We start from the raw sequence: 13,801 nt of genomic DNA, 5'->3' as shown, positions 1-13,801 counted from the left end.
AGCAGACCATGTCAAGGGCCTGGGACACAGTGGACAGCGGCGCCGAGATTGGCGGCGTCGCCAGGCCGCAACGGCCAAAGAGCCGGCGGGCGCGCTTCGCCAATCTGTTGTCGTTGCGGTGGGCCGCGATTGCGCTCATCCTCATCGGCTGGTTCGTCTACTATCCCATCGTCGACAATTTCATCGTCAGCACCACCGACCAGGACATCTACACCGGCGAGGTCACCAGTGTCGGCCTCGCCAATTACGACCGGCTGCTGCATGACCCGGTCGTGTTGCTGGCGCTGTGGAACAACTGCCTCTACGCCATCATCTCCGTCATCTTCCAGGTCTTCGGCGCGTTCCTGCTGGCGGCCATCATCGAGGACCTGAAAAGCGATCGCTGGCGCCGCCTTTGGCGCGCGGTGTATTTCGTGCCGTCGGCCATCTCGATCACGGTGACCGGCCTGCTGTTTTATTTCATCTACCAGCCGCAGATCGGCTTGCTGGATGCAGCCCTCAGCCGTGTTGGTCTCAGCCAGCTCGTCATGCCCTGGCTCGGCAATGAGCACACCGCCATCTATGCCATCATTGCCATGAGCCAATGGCAGGGTTTTGGCTATTCGACGCTGCTGTTTGCCATTGCCATCCAGAAGATCCCGCGCGACCTCTACGACGCCGCGACGATCGACGGCGCCGGTCCGCTTCGCCGCCTGTGGAGCATCACCTTTCCGCTGACCCGGGAAATGACGGGATTGATGATCATCGTCACCATCACCGGCGCGTTCCAGGTGTTCAACGAGGTCATGGTGATGACCGCGGGCGGGCCCAACAACAGCAGCCAGGTGCTGGGCACGTGGCTCTACCAGAAGGCTTTTATCGAGGACAATTTCGGCTATGGCGCGGCGATTGCCGCCGTCATCTTCATGTTGACCATGCTCACAGGTGCGGCACAGCTCTGGTACACCAAGCGCCGCCGGGTGCAGCTATGAGCGCAACGATCGCAGCCGGTCGCGGCCGACACGTCAATGTGTGGTCGGTCATCGCCAGGACATTGCTCTATTCGTTCCTGGTCTGCCTCGGTGTCGTTGTCATCTATCCGCTGATCTGGATGGCGCTGAGCGGCTTCAAGGACAATGCGCAGATCTTTGGCGATCCCTTCTCCCTGCCCACCCATTGGGCGTGGAACAACTACGTGCAGGCGTGGAACCAGGGCGTGCGTGGCTATGTAACAGTCTCGGTGCTGGTGACCGTCGCTTCGGCCATATGCACCGTGCTGATCAGCGCCTGGACGGCCTTCGGCCTGACCCGCACGAAGATGCCGGCAAAGCCGCTGGTTATCGCCATCGTTCTTGGCGGGCTGATGCTGAGCCCCACGGTGGCGATCATTCCACTGGTGAAGATGTTGCAGGCGCTCGGTCTCTACAACACCTACTGGGCGCTGATCATTCTCTACACGGCGTTCCGGGTGCCGTTCACCACCTTCCTCATCCGCGCCTACATGCTGGATCTGCCTGAAGACATCGACGAGGCGGCGACGATGGATGGCGCCAGCGAGGGTCAGATCTTCTGGCGCATCACCTTGCCGCTGTGCCGGCCGATCATCATCTCCTGCGTCATCCTGCACGTCCTGTTCGCCTGGAACGAATATCTCTTCGCCATGATCTTCACGAGCGGCTCGGATGTGCAGACGCTGCCGGTTGGACTGACGTCGATCATGGCAACCCACGGGACCAATTACGCCGTGGTGTTCGCGGCCATGACGATCTCGGCCCTGCCTATCGTGATCGTGTTCTTTGCCGCGCAACGCTACTTCATCCGTGGCCTGGCCGAAGGCATCGGCAAATAACAATTCCCGAAAGGAGCCTTCATGCCGCAGCTCGCTGCCCACCAGCTGATCGGAGCCAATTTCAGCTTTCAGCACATCCCCTTCGATGAGGTCGCCAGGACGATCCGCGACTTTGGCATGCGCGAGATCGAGCTGTGGGGGATTGCCCCGCATCTGGACCTGTTCCATGCTACGGGCGCTCGTGTCGAATCCGTTCGCCGGGTGCTTGCCGACAACGAGCTGTCGGCCTGGTGCTTCACCCCAGAGCAGGTGTTGTACCCAATCAACATCGCCTCCGGCGACGCCGCACTGCGCCAGGACAGCATCGAGCGGTTTTGCCGTGCAGCCGAAATCTGCGCGGCGCTTGGCGCCCGCTATCTCTTCCTGACGCCTGGCCGGGGCTACGAGAGCCAACCCCGGCAACCGGCATGGGACCGCGCGGTCGACGCGATCGGCGAGATCGCCCGGCGTGCCGCCGCAAACGGGGTGCGCTGCCTGCTCGAGCCGTTGCAGCGGTTCGAGAGCAACCTCGTCAATGATGCGGCGGGCCTGCGCCAAATGCTGGATGAGGTGGGCGCCGGCAACGTCGATGTCGTGCTCGACACTGTCGCCATGGCCACGGCCGGCGACACCGTGGCCGGCTATGTTGACCTGTTCGGCTCGCGGCTGGCGCATGTTCATCTGGTCGATGGCACGCCAGGCGGGCATCTGGTGTGGGGGGAGGGCACGCTGCCGCTCGGCCATTATGTCAGCGAACTCGCGCGCCTCGGCTATGCCGGAAAGTTCACCTTCGAGCCGTTCGGCAACGGCTCCTACGCGCTCGATCCGATAAAAGCCTGGACACGCTGCCTTGGCGCCATCGCGCCTTATCTCGATCGCGCAACGGTGCCGGCATGACGTCGAAGAAGCTTGTCGCCGTCGGGGACAATTGCCTCGATGTCTATTTGACCAACAACTTGATGACGGTGGGCGGCAACGCCTTGAATGTTGCGGCGCAATGGCGGCGCAACGGCTGGTCCGCGCGCTATTTCGGGGCCGTCGGGAACGATCCCGAAGGCGACGTGGTGCTTGCCGAGCTGGCAGGTGCCGGCCTATCGCGGGACGATGTCGAACGGCGTCCCGGCGATACGGCCGTCACCTTGCTGCGCGATGAATGCGGCGACCGGAAGTTCCTGCACGAATCCTTCGGTGTCGGCGAAAACTACATGCCGGCGCCCGCCCACTATGCGGTCATCGCCGCGGCCGACTGGGTGCATCTCGGCACCAACGCCAACAAGCACCTTGTCCAGCGACTGGTGGCGGACCATGTGCCGTTCAGCATTGATCTATCGACCGCCCATCTGGCGCTGCCCCTCAACGGCGTCCCGCTTTTGTTTGCGTCCGGCTCGGACGATGTCGATGTTTCCATAGAGCCATCGCTCGGGGCGCTCAGGGCTGCCGGCGCAAGGCAGGTGGTTTTGACCTGTGGCCGCCGCGGCTCCTACTTCGACGACGGCACTAATGTCGTGCATGCGCCGGCAACGCTTGTCGATGTCGTGGATACGTGTGGCGCCGGCGACAGTTTCATTGCCAGTTTCCTCGCAGGCTTCCGTTTCGGCGGCCTTGGCGCCTTGGAGGCACTGCACAGCGCGTCGATCGCCGCGGCGCAGACCTGCACCCATCTTGGCGGGTTTCCCCAGACACCGCGTGCCATACCCGATTGGCTGCCGGCCAAATATGCCAGCTTCATTGTCGATGCGCAGGGAGCCCAAGCGTGAGTACACTTCGTTTGCGGCAGCCTGCGGTCGCGCTTGCATCTGACCGGTCGTTTTGGCTGCAGGACATTGCCGCCGCCCCTGCGACCGAGCCATTGCGAGGCCACGAGCGCGCCGACGTGGTGATCGTCGGTGGCGGCTATACCGGTCTGTGGACGGCGCTGCGGATCCTTGAACTGGCGCCGCAAACGCGGGTGATCATCCTTGAAGCCGATCTCTGCGGATCGGGGGCCTCGGGGCGCAACGGCGGTCAGGTCCATTCATGGTTCGCCGAAATCGACCAGATCAGTGCGGTCGTCGGTCTCGAGGAAGCGCGCCAGCTCTGCGCCGACACGGTGGCATCGATCGCGGAGCTGAAGGCGCTGCAGCAAAATGGCACCATAGACATGGACCTGAGGCTGGACGGATGGCTGTGGACCGCAAGCTCCATTGCGCAGGAAGGCGCCTGGGAGAACGCCGTCGCCTTGACGGCGGCTGTTGCAGAAAACCGTTTCAGGCCGCTGACAGCCGAGGACATTCAACGCCGCACCGGTTCATCGGCCTCCTATGTCGGCGTCGTCGAGACCACCGCCGGCACGGTCCATCCCGCCAAACTTGCCATCGGATTGCGCAAGCTGGCACTGGCACGCGGCGTCATCATCCACGAGCGCAGCCCGGTCCTCGCCATCGAACCCGGCACGACATGCACCGTGCGCACGGCGCATGGCGCGGTACGGGCTGACAAGATCGTGCTTGCCGCCAACGCCTGGCTTTCGGCGCTGCCGGAACTGCGGCGACATCTTTATGTCGTCGCCAGCGAGGTGATTGCCACTGCCGCCGTCCCCGAACTGCTCGACAGCATCGGCTGGCGCGACGGTGCCTCGATCTGCGATTCCCAGGCCCAGGTGCTCTACTACCAGCGCACCGTCGGGGGCAGGGTGGTCTTCGGTCGTGGCAGCGGCAACGTCGCCTTCAGTGGAAATTTCGGCGCCAGCTTCAACCGCAGCCCCGAGCACGGCCGCGACAATATGCGAGAGCTGCATCGGGTCTACCCCTCGCTGCGCGGTGTGGCGATCGAATATGACTGGTCGGGGCCGATCGACTGCGTGCCTGAACACGTTCCTGTCTTCGATCACCTGCGCGATCATCCCAACATTTTCTACGGCATGGGTTTCAACGGCACCGGCATCGCGCAGACGCCGATCGCCGGACGCATTCTGGCCAGCCTCGTGCTCGAGCGAAAGGATCGCTGGAGCGCAAGCGGTCTGGTCGGCATCGAGCGGCGCATGTCGCTGCCGCCCGAGCCTTTGCGTTATCTCGGCGCCAGACTTGTCCGCGCCGCGGTGCGCCACAAAAACGAGGCCGAGATCGGCAACCGCAAGGCGGGCAGGATCACCAATCTTTTGGCGGCACTGAAGCCAGGCAGGCGCAAGAAGTAGCCGGGGCATCTGGCTCATCGTCACGCAATCGAGGGGAGCACAATGGCTGATCTGAGCCTCCGGCAAATCAGGAAATCATACGGCAATCTGCACATTCTCCACGGCATCGACCTCGATATTAAGTCGGGCGAGTTCATCGTCTTCGTCGGCCCGTCGGGCTGCGGCAAGTCGACATTGCTGAGGTCGATCGCCGGGCTCGAGGAAATCACCTCCGGCGAGCTCAGAATAGCCGGCGAAGTGGTGAACGACGTGCCGCCGTCGAAGCGCGGCATCGCCATGGTGTTCCAGTCCTACGCGCTCTACCCGCACATGACCGTCTACGACAACATGGCGTTCTCGATGAAGATCGGCAAAGAGAACAAGGCCGAGATCGACCGCCGCGTGCGCCAAGCCGCCGAGATCCTGCAGCTGACCAAATATCTCGACCGCCTGCCCAAGGCGATGTCGGGCGGCCAGCGCCAGCGCGTCGCCATCGGCCGCGCCATCGTGCGCAATCCGAAGGTGTTCCTGTTCGACGAGCCGCTTTCGAACCTCGACGCCGCGCTTCGCGTCGCCACCCGCATCGAAATCGCCAAGCTCAAGGAATCGATGCCCAACACGACCATGATCTACGTCACCCACGACCAGGTCGAGGCGATGACGCTCGCCGACCGCATCGTGGTGCTCAAGGACGGCCATATCGAGCAGGTCGGCACGCCGATGGATCTCTACAAGAAGCCCGGCAATCTGTTCGTTGCGCAATTCATCGGCTCGCCGGCCATGAACATCCTGCCCGCGACCATCGACAAGTCAGGCAATTCGACCGTCGTCAGCCATGTCGGCGGACGCAAGGCAACCGTGCCGATCGCAACGCCTGCTTCGGCGAAGGGTGCTGCGGTGAGCTTCGGCGTGCGGCCGGAAGACCTGATCATCGCCAGCGGCGCTGACTATCTGTTCGAGGGGACGGTCGACTATGTCGAGCAGCTCGGCGAGGTTCAGCTGGTCTATGTCGACATCGGTCGCGCCGACCTGCCGCTGGTGACCAAGCTGCCCGGCAATGTCGAGGTCAAGCGTGGGGCAAAGCTGCGGCTGAATGCAAACCCGGCCGATCTCCACATCTTCGATGCGGCTGGGCGTTCGCTCTTCAAACCATGAGCCGGCACGTGCCGGTCGCCATGAGGGTGGACGCAGCATTGCGAACAGGGTGTTTGCTGGGCTTGATCGATCCCATAAGTGTGAAAGCGGGAGTGCGTCGAGCTTCGCCTTGTTGCGTTCGCGTATTTCAATGGGGTCGTGTCGCCGTCAGGCCTTTGCCTGGCGCCCTTGCGGCCTTTCATTTGCGGGCGGGCCGACGGATCCACGTTCAATGATGGCGGTCGGCAAGATGAGCCGTTCGGGCGGTCGAACTTCGCCCTTCAATCGCCGGATGAGCAATTCCGCGACGCTCTTACCAAGCGCGTAAACCGGCTGGTCGATGACGGTAATGGGCGGAGTGGTGACGCTCGTCCAGTCCGCATCATGGAAGGTGATGAGCGAAATGTCGTCGGGAACCCGCAGGCCGCGCTCGCGGATCACCTTAAAGATTTCCAGCGCAATGACGCTGTCCGAGGCAAGGATCGCCGTCGGCCGATCCGGCGCGGACAGCATCTCGCCTGCAATCCTGCGCGTTTCGGCGGGGCTTGTTGCGCCAAGGCGAACATAGCGTTCTGGCCGATCAAGTCCGGCCTCTCGGCACACGGTGAGGAAACCGTCGATGCGCTCGCGGACCGACGAGGTGTAGATCTGCCCGAGATCGCGGTAGTCATGGCCTTCGGCATCGACCGCGGTCACATAGGCGATGTTGTGGTGGCCGGCTTCCGCCAGACAGCGGGTCGCCTGCATGGCAATACCGTGATCGTCGATCGTGACGGTATCGACATCCAGATCCGGCAGCGCCCTATCCAGCAGGGCAAGCGGTCGGCCTGAGCGGTGGATATCGCGCAAATGCGCAATGTCGCGCGATTCCGATGGCGTGACGATCAGCCCGTCGACACGCTTGCCGATCAGCAACTTCACGGCTGCCTTTTCCGCCTCGATCTTTTCGCCGGAGTTGGCCAGGATGACATTGAACCCGGCTGCTTTTGCCGCGTCGCTGATGCCGCGTACCGCGAGGCTGAAGAACGGGTTCTCGATATCGCCGACAACCACCCCGATGATGCCGGAGCGGCCGGTCGTCATGCTGCGGGCGAGCTCGTTCGCACGGTAGTCCAGAGCCTTGGCCGCAGCCATGACATCGGCCCGGATCATGTCGCTGACGACGCCGTATCCGCCGAGCACGCGCGCAGCTGTCGCTTTCGACACGTTCGCTGCGCGAGCGACATCGCTGACCGTTATCGACTGGGTCTTGGGCGCGGTTTTTTTCATCGGATGAACGACTACAAGAGTTGTTGACGGAAGGTCAATCTGACGATAACGACTACCAAAGAGACCGGTCTCACGCAATAAGAGACCGGTCTCTTCTGAAAGGGCAGACCAAGAGTCATGACGACGCGGCGGATGCTGCGACGGGGTGCGGTCAGGCGCCAGATGGCGAGCCCCACGCAAATATCAATAAGAACAGACCTTCAGAGTGGAGATAAGACATGAGCAGGACAGAAATTCTCAAATCGTTGATGTCGCCGGTCAGGACCGGCGCAATGGCGCTTATGGCGATGTGCGTCGGCGCCGGGTTGGTTTCGGGAGCGGCCTCCGCGGATGACAATCCCTATGGTCTTATTGATGCGAAAGTCATCAGCGTTGGTACCATGGGTGATGCCAAGCCCTACGCTTTCACCCAGGCGGACGGCACATTCACCGGGTTCGACATCGAATTGTTCCGCAACGTCGCGAGCCGCCTTGGCTTCAAGCCGGACCAGGTGATCTTCACCGGCCAGGAATTCTCGGCGCTGATGCCTTCTGTTGCCAACGAGCGCTTTGATGTCGCGGTCGCGGCAATCGGCACGACGGAAGCACGCAAGAAGACCGTCGACTTTTCCGACGGGTATCTTGCAGGCTATCTCTCTGTGCTTACCGCCGACAAGGCCATCACGTCGGCGGAGGGGCTCAAGGGCAAACGCCTCGGCGTGGTGCAAGGCACGCTCCAGGAAATTTACGCGGCGAAGAACTTCGTCGGAACCGATCTCGTCAAGTTCCCCGACAACAACTCCGCCGTTTCAGCACTCAACAACGGAACCGTGGCTGCTCATTTCCTCGATTACGAGGCCGCCAAGGACTATGGCGTTCGCTATCCGAACCTGAAGGTCGCGGTCAATATACCTTCCTTTGACGCGCCGGCTGGCTTCGTCCTGCGCAAGGGCAACGACAAGCTCCGCAATGCTCTGAACTCCGCTCTTCACGCGGCCATGCAGGACGGAACCTGGAAGACGCTTTACGAGAAGTGGTTCCCCGGCTCGCCGATGCCCGACCAGTATCTCCCCAAGAAGTAAACCGCACCCGGCTGCCGGCATTTAATGCCGGCGGCCGAACCCGGGCTACCGTCCTTGATGCGGACGATGCGGATAGCGCAACCGAAAGGGGGGCGAATGAACTGGCTCGAAAACCTGCGGCGCAGTTTCCTCGACTGGCAGGCCATGGCGGACGTGCTGCCCAGCATGATCACGATCGGATTGAAGAACACCTTGATCCTCGCCGCCGCGTCGACGGTGCTGGGTGTCATTCTCGGCATGATCCTGGCGGTCATGGGCATCTCGCAATCGCGCTGGCTGCGCATTCCCGCCCGGGTCTACACGGATATTTTCCGTGGCCTGCCGGCGATCGTCACCATCCTGCTGATCGGCCAGGGCTTTGCCCGCATCGGCCGTGAAATCTTCGGGCCTTCGCCCTTTCCGCTCGGCATTCTTGCGCTGAGCCTGATCGCCGGCGCCTACATCGGCGAAATCTTTCGCTCGGGCATCCAGAGCGTCGAGCGCGGGCAGATGGAGGCCTGCAGGGCGCTCAGCATGAGCTATGGCCAAGGCATGCGCCTGATCGTGATACCGCAAGGCATCCGCCGCGTCTTGCCGGCCCTGGTCAACCAGTTCATCGGCAACGTCAAGGATTCAAGCCTTGTCTACTTCCTCGGTCTGCTCGCCTCGGAGCGCGAGATTTTCCGTGTCGGTCAGGACCAGGCGGTGGTCACGGGAAACCTCTCGCCATTGCTTCTGGCCGGCGTTTTCTATCTCGTCATCACCGTGCCGTTGACCCATGTGGTCAACTACATCGACAACTCGCTGCGAGCCGGAAAGCAAAAGGCCGCCCTCGTCATCAGCGGCCTTGCCGAAGTGAGCGAACTGGAGGGCGCCACCGGCAGTGCACCTTCGCAGGCCGGCCCTGATGCCGGCTCCGCGCCGCCCCGCTTCAAGGGCGGCAGTCTTGCCATCACAGATCTCGACATGGCCTACGGCGATCTCGATGTTCTCAAAGGCGTCAGCCTGGCAGTCAAGCCTGGCACCGTCACATGCGTGATTGGCCCATCAGGTTCGGGCAAGTCGACCCTGCTGCGCTGTCTCAATCGCCTGGTCGAGCCCAAGGGTGGGGAGGTGTTGCTCGATGGCGCGAGCATCCTGGCGATGAAGCCCGAGAGACTGCGCCGACGTGTCGGCATGGTTTTCCAGCAGTTCAACCTGTTTCCCGACCACACGGCGCTCGAAAACGTCATGCTGTCGCTGACCAAGGTCAAGGGCCTCCCGGTACAGGAAGCTGAGCGCATCGCCGAGGCGCGCCTTGCCGATGTCGGCCTTGCCGCCCGCAAACACCATCGTCCCGGCAGCCTATCCGGGGGTCAGCAGCAGCGGGTGGCGATCGCTCGTGCATTGGCAATGGACCCGGAGGTCATCTTGTTCGATGAGGTAACGAGCGCACTCGATCCCGAACTGGTGAAGGGCGTGCTCAACCTCATGGCGGACCTCGGCCGGCGCGGCATGACAATGGTCGTGGTGACGCATGAAATGGGCTTTGCCCGGAAGGTTGCCGATCAGGTCGTCTTCATGGATGAAGGCCGCATCATCGAGGCCGGCACACCTGCCGCGATTTTCGATACGCCGAAAAGCCCGCGTCTAAAGCACTTCCTTGCCGAAGTGCTTTGATTACGCATGAGCCCTTCAAGTCGGCCGCCCAATCCAACCTCCACCAGTGAAAGATATCTCATGGCTGCATCTCATCAGGTCTCCAAGGTCGTTGTTGTCGGGGGCGGTATTTTTGGCGTCTCCTCGGCCGTTCATCTTGCAAGGCTCGGCATCGAGACCGTTCTGGTCAATGATGGACCGCTCGCCAAGGGGGCGTCCGGCCGCTCGCTCGCCTGGATGAATTCGGCGCGCAAGCGCTCGGCTGAGTATCATCGCCTGCGCATGATCGGTATCGACCGCTACCGCACGCTGTCGGCGAGATATCCGGATGCTGCCTGGCTGCGTTTCGACGGCGGCCTGACATGGGATGCCGACGATGCCTCAAACGAGATCGCCGATGTCTTCGCCCATGAAAAAGGCCTCGGCTATGATGCGCAACATCTGTCCGCGGGCGACATAGCGTTGGTCACGCCGGGTGTCTGCGCAAGCGCTGTCACACCGCAAGGCGCGATCTTCAACCCGGGCGAGGGCTGGGTCGACCTGCCGTCGCTGATCGAAATATTGATCGCGGAATTCGTGGAGCGTGGCGGGCGGCTTCTCACCGGCGCCGGAAGCGCTACCGTCACGGTCGCCAACGGCCGCGCAACCGGCGTCACGACGACCAGCGGCATCAGCTTCGCCGCCGACGCGGTGCTTCTAGCGACCGGTGCGGATGTGCCGCGAATGGTTGCCGACTCCGGTCAGCGTATCGCCGACGGGACACCGATCGCGCTGCTGGTCAGGACCAAGCCAGTCGACTTGCCGCTCCGCGCCGTGCTCAACACGCCGCGCGTCGCCGTCCGGCCAACGCCAGATGGCGCGCTCGCGCTCGATTCCGCCTGGTCGGAAGAAGAGGTGGTGGTCAATCCGGATGGCACTTATCGCGTAAACGCATCGACCATCCAGGGACTTCTCGACGAAGCGTCGAATGTTCTCGAGGGTCATCCGAAATTGGAACTGGACAGCTACGGTGTCGGGCCGAAGCCAATCCCCGGAGACGGTGAACCGGTCTTCGGCCAGTTGCGGGAGGTCAAGGGATACTACGTCGCCTTCAGCCACAGCGGCGCAACACTTGGCCTGATTGCCGGCGAACTGCTTGCAAGCGAGATCGCCACCGGGACAGAGCACCCACTCCTCGCAGGCTTTCGACCGGCTCGATTTTCTTGAGGAGCGCAACGACCTCTGCCGCGCACGCTGCCAATACCGCGTGGAGAGCCTCCGGCTTTAGATGGGTGTAGCGCTTCAACATTTTCCAGTCCTTGTGCCCAGTTACCAGTGCAACTTGTTAGATCGTGAACCCGGCCTCGAAAAGGCGGCTTGTCCCTTCGTGCCGCAAGTCATGAAAATGAAGGTCGTGGATGTCCAGGTCCGCGCACCCTAGACGGAAGGCGGTGCCGACTGACCTATGATTGAATGGGAAAATTCGATCATCGTCATTGCTTCGCTTGGCCAGTCGGTCCTCGCCCATGCGACGTACCCAGTTGCCGCGAACAAGGGTATGCGTTGATTGTTCCCGTTTTTGTTTCGCGGGTCTTTCCGGTCACGGATGAGAAGCATCCGCGTGCGGGCGTCCATGTCGGACCACCGCGCCTTGCAGATTTCCTCCTGGGCGCATCGCGGTTGCGACGGCGAAACGTATTATCTGACCAACCGGCGCTATTTGACGAGGATTTGCATCGAAGTGGGCGATGAGCCTGTCGAGTTCATCCTGGGTCGGCCACCTGTCGCGCTGACATTGGTTTCGCTCGCTGATGCGATTGCGGAAGTTCGCAGGGTCGTCAGTACCAAACTCGCCAATGACGACATTGAAGTGCTTATTGTCGAAATGGCCTTATCGCGCGGCTTGGCTGTGATACTTGACCGACGAGTGGCCCGAACCTAACGGTGGGCAAGCTTCTAAAACCCACCCAAGGCCGGCGTGATGGCGCCGAACCCCGATGATGAACGGGAGAATTCCCTTCGGCAGTCATGTGGCATGAAAGGTCAGCACATACGCCGCCCGATCTCGGCGATGATGCAAACCGGCTGATTGCAAGATGCGGCCTGCCCGGGGATTGAAAGTCCACCTCAGTGTCAGTGAAGCTGCCCGATCAAGCGCGCGTACTCGGCTTCGGGCTTTCCGTATGAGCCGGCCGCAGTCTCGATGAGACCGGCCCGGTCGCGGATGACGACCTTCCCACGCGTTGAGCGGATCAAACCCTGGCCCTCTAGTGTCTGGAGCGCAATCGTCACGCCCGGACGTCTCGTACCGAGCATCACCGACAAGAATTCATGGGTTATTGCCAGACGCTCGCGCTCGACTCGGTCAGCACACATCAGCAGCCATCTGGCCAGTCGCCCGACGATGTTCAGTCGGGCATTGATCAGCCCGGTGTAGCTGGCCTGCAGGTGAAAATAATGGACGTACCGGAGGAGGAAAGGCCGCAAGGTCGGGCTCTTTGCAAGCGCTGCGGCGAACGGGCCAGCATCGATGCTCAGAGCATCGGCGTCCACTTGAACGTAGCAGTCATGCATGGACTGATCGTCCCCCATGATGAGGGCCGATCCGGTCATACCTTCAAAACCGATGATGCCCACCTCGGCTTCGATCGTCGAACTCAGTTCGGCCACCACCGACCCAACCCCGCTCTCGAAGAAATATACCGCCTGGATTTTTGCCCCCGCTGTCTCAAGCTGGGTTCTCAGCGGGAGGGACACGCTATGTAGATGAGGCCGCAGCAGTGCCAAGTCTGCTGGGTACATCCTCAGCAAGAGCTCATTCCTGTAAACAGGCTCTTGGATGATGATTGGTTGGGCAGAAATGTCCGATTGTCGATTGGAGCTAGTCATAGCCACCTGCCTGGTTGGGGCGGAAGCACGATGATCGCTCACAGCCGGCGGTGCCCTGAAAAGTGACCGCCGATCAACGCAGGGTACGCTTATCTCAGCGCATGTCGAACCTTCCTTTACCTTCAGCGAAGCCACGTGCGCTTTTACTCTGCAGCAAATCTCGTACCGATTCCGCCATGAAGGAGCGATTACGACGGCATTCCTCCCGAAGAGCCTTGCCGTCCTCTGAAAGGACCATGTGAACGTGCACAACCTCGTCGAGGTGTTGCTGAACTGGGTTCATTGTCCCTTGCCACGCAAGATCTCGTAGAAAGCAGCTTCGTCGAAAACCTCGCCGGTGTGTTGGAAGAGCGACATTGCTCGCGCGCTCAATTCCGCCGCGTCCGGGCTACCGTCACGCAGCACATTTTCTCGGCAAATTCGGTCATACACCCTCCGCAATGCGGCGAGTTCTTCTGGATACGCGATGCGAGTTGAGAGTGGGAGTTCGGTCATGGCTTCCTCCTCATTGGAGCGGAAGCGCGATGGTCGCTCACAGCCGGCGAGGCCCTGAAAAACTTCCGCTAACAGAAATGGTAGAACCGAATTCGTGTTCCTGACAGTTGCGGCGCTGTCAGCAACAAGCGGGTTGCGGGATGAAAAGTAGCGGCCCAGGCCCACGCGAAAAAGGAAAGGATCTGCTTCAAATCCGCAATCTGCATGTGGAGGGGTTCTCGGATGAGCGGTGGCATCCCATTGTCCACGGGGTCGATCTGACGCTGAAGCGGGGCCAGGTTCTTGGGCTGATCGGCGAGTCAGGCGCCGGCAAGTCCACCATTGGCCTTGCCGCAATGGGTTATGCCAAGCCGGGCTGCCGGATCACGCAAGGCTCGGTCCTGTTCGACGGGATTGATC

14 protein-coding genes are annotated in these 13,801 nt (G+C 61.7%); 11 read left to right on the top strand and 3 right to left on the bottom strand.

The window, feature by feature from the left end:
• The first annotated feature begins 8 nt into the window (after positions 1–8).
• Genes NKI66_RS30750 through NKI66_RS30725 form a run of 6 tightly spaced genes read left to right on the top strand, consistent with a single transcriptional unit; the run spans position 9 to position 6,113 of the window.
• Positions 9–971, top strand: coding sequence for a carbohydrate ABC transporter permease (locus NKI66_RS30750; RefSeq protein ID WP_352679843.1), 963 nt, complete (start codon positions 9–11; stop codon positions 969–971).
• A complete protein-coding gene (locus tag NKI66_RS30745; protein WP_352679840.1) occupies positions 968–1,828 on the top strand; it encodes a carbohydrate ABC transporter permease in 861 nt (286 codons plus the stop codon). Before NKI66_RS30750 ends, NKI66_RS30745 begins: the two co-directional genes overlap by 4 nt.
• Positions 1,829–1,849: 21 nt before the next feature.
• Entirely contained in the window at positions 1,850–2,704 is an 855-nt protein-coding gene (locus NKI66_RS30740) for a sugar phosphate isomerase/epimerase family protein (protein WP_352679837.1), read from the top strand.
• The gene (locus NKI66_RS30735) at positions 2,701–3,564 is read left to right on the top strand and encodes a PfkB family carbohydrate kinase (protein WP_352679833.1); all 864 of its coding nucleotides are present in this window, start codon (positions 2,701–2,703) and stop codon (positions 3,562–3,564) included. Before NKI66_RS30740 ends, NKI66_RS30735 begins: the two co-directional genes overlap by 4 nt.
• Positions 3,561–4,979 (top strand): NAD(P)/FAD-dependent oxidoreductase, encoded by a 1,419-nt coding sequence (locus NKI66_RS30730; RefSeq protein ID WP_352679830.1) that lies wholly within the window; start codon positions 3,561–3,563, stop codon positions 4,977–4,979. The genes NKI66_RS30735 and NKI66_RS30730 overlap by 4 nt, the downstream gene beginning before the upstream one ends.
• Before the next feature lie 42 nt (positions 4,980–5,021).
• A complete protein-coding gene (locus NKI66_RS30725) occupies positions 5,022–6,113 on the top strand; it encodes an ABC transporter ATP-binding protein (RefSeq protein ID WP_352753841.1) in 1,092 nt (363 codons plus the stop codon).
• 147 nt (positions 6,114–6,260) lie between these two features.
• Here the strand turns inward: NKI66_RS30725 and NKI66_RS30720 are convergent, their stop codons facing one another.
• Positions 6,261–7,361, bottom strand: coding sequence for a LacI family DNA-binding transcriptional regulator (locus NKI66_RS30720; protein ID WP_352679897.1), 1,101 nt, complete (start codon positions 7,359–7,361; stop codon positions 6,261–6,263).
• Positions 7,362–7,579: 218 nt separating this feature from the next.
• On the opposite strand from NKI66_RS30720, the gene NKI66_RS30715 reads away from it, so the two are divergent.
• The 4 genes from NKI66_RS30715 to NKI66_RS30700 all read left to right on the top strand — a co-directional run bounded on the left by NKI66_RS30715 (position 7,580) and on the right by NKI66_RS30700 (position 11,960).
• Positions 7,580–8,422: an ABC transporter substrate-binding protein gene (locus NKI66_RS30715; protein WP_352679824.1), complete on the top strand. Its 843-nt coding sequence runs from the start codon at positions 7,580–7,582 to the stop codon at positions 8,420–8,422.
• Between the two features lie 96 nt (positions 8,423–8,518).
• Positions 8,519–10,060: an amino acid ABC transporter permease/ATP-binding protein gene (locus NKI66_RS30710; protein ID WP_352753840.1), complete on the top strand. Its 1,542-nt coding sequence runs from the start codon at positions 8,519–8,521 to the stop codon at positions 10,058–10,060.
• 60 nt (positions 10,061–10,120) lie between these two features.
• Positions 10,121–11,245 (top strand): NAD(P)/FAD-dependent oxidoreductase, encoded by a 1,125-nt coding sequence (locus NKI66_RS30705; protein ID WP_352679818.1) that lies wholly within the window; start codon positions 10,121–10,123, stop codon positions 11,243–11,245.
• 406 nt (positions 11,246–11,651) lie between these two features.
• Positions 11,652–11,960, top strand: a complete 309-nt coding sequence (locus tag NKI66_RS30700) for a hypothetical protein (protein ID WP_352679816.1) — start codon at positions 11,652–11,654, stop codon at positions 11,958–11,960.
• A 191-nt stretch (positions 11,961–12,151) separates the two neighbouring features.
• On the opposite strand, the gene NKI66_RS30695 is transcribed toward NKI66_RS30700, so the two are convergent.
• Positions 12,152–12,820 (bottom strand): Crp/Fnr family transcriptional regulator, encoded by a 669-nt coding sequence (locus NKI66_RS30695; RefSeq protein WP_352679894.1) that lies wholly within the window; start codon positions 12,818–12,820, stop codon positions 12,152–12,154.
• A 366-nt stretch (positions 12,821–13,186) separates the two neighbouring features.
• Positions 13,187–13,402, bottom strand: a complete 216-nt coding sequence (locus NKI66_RS30690) for a hypothetical protein (protein ID WP_352753839.1) — start codon at positions 13,400–13,402, stop codon at positions 13,187–13,189.
• A gap of 140 nt (positions 13,403–13,542) precedes the next feature.
• Between NKI66_RS30690 and NKI66_RS30685 the strand changes: the two genes are divergently transcribed.
• Positions 13,543–13,801 (top strand): ATP-binding cassette domain-containing protein (locus tag NKI66_RS30685; RefSeq protein ID WP_352753838.1); only part of this gene is annotated, 259 nt, incomplete at its 3' end.

The sequence above is a fragment of the Mesorhizobium sp. M0518 genome (assembly GCF_040321125.1).
GTDB lineage: Bacteria > Pseudomonadota > Alphaproteobacteria > Rhizobiales > Rhizobiaceae > Mesorhizobium.
This window is presented reverse-complemented; position numbering and strand designations above follow the sequence as displayed.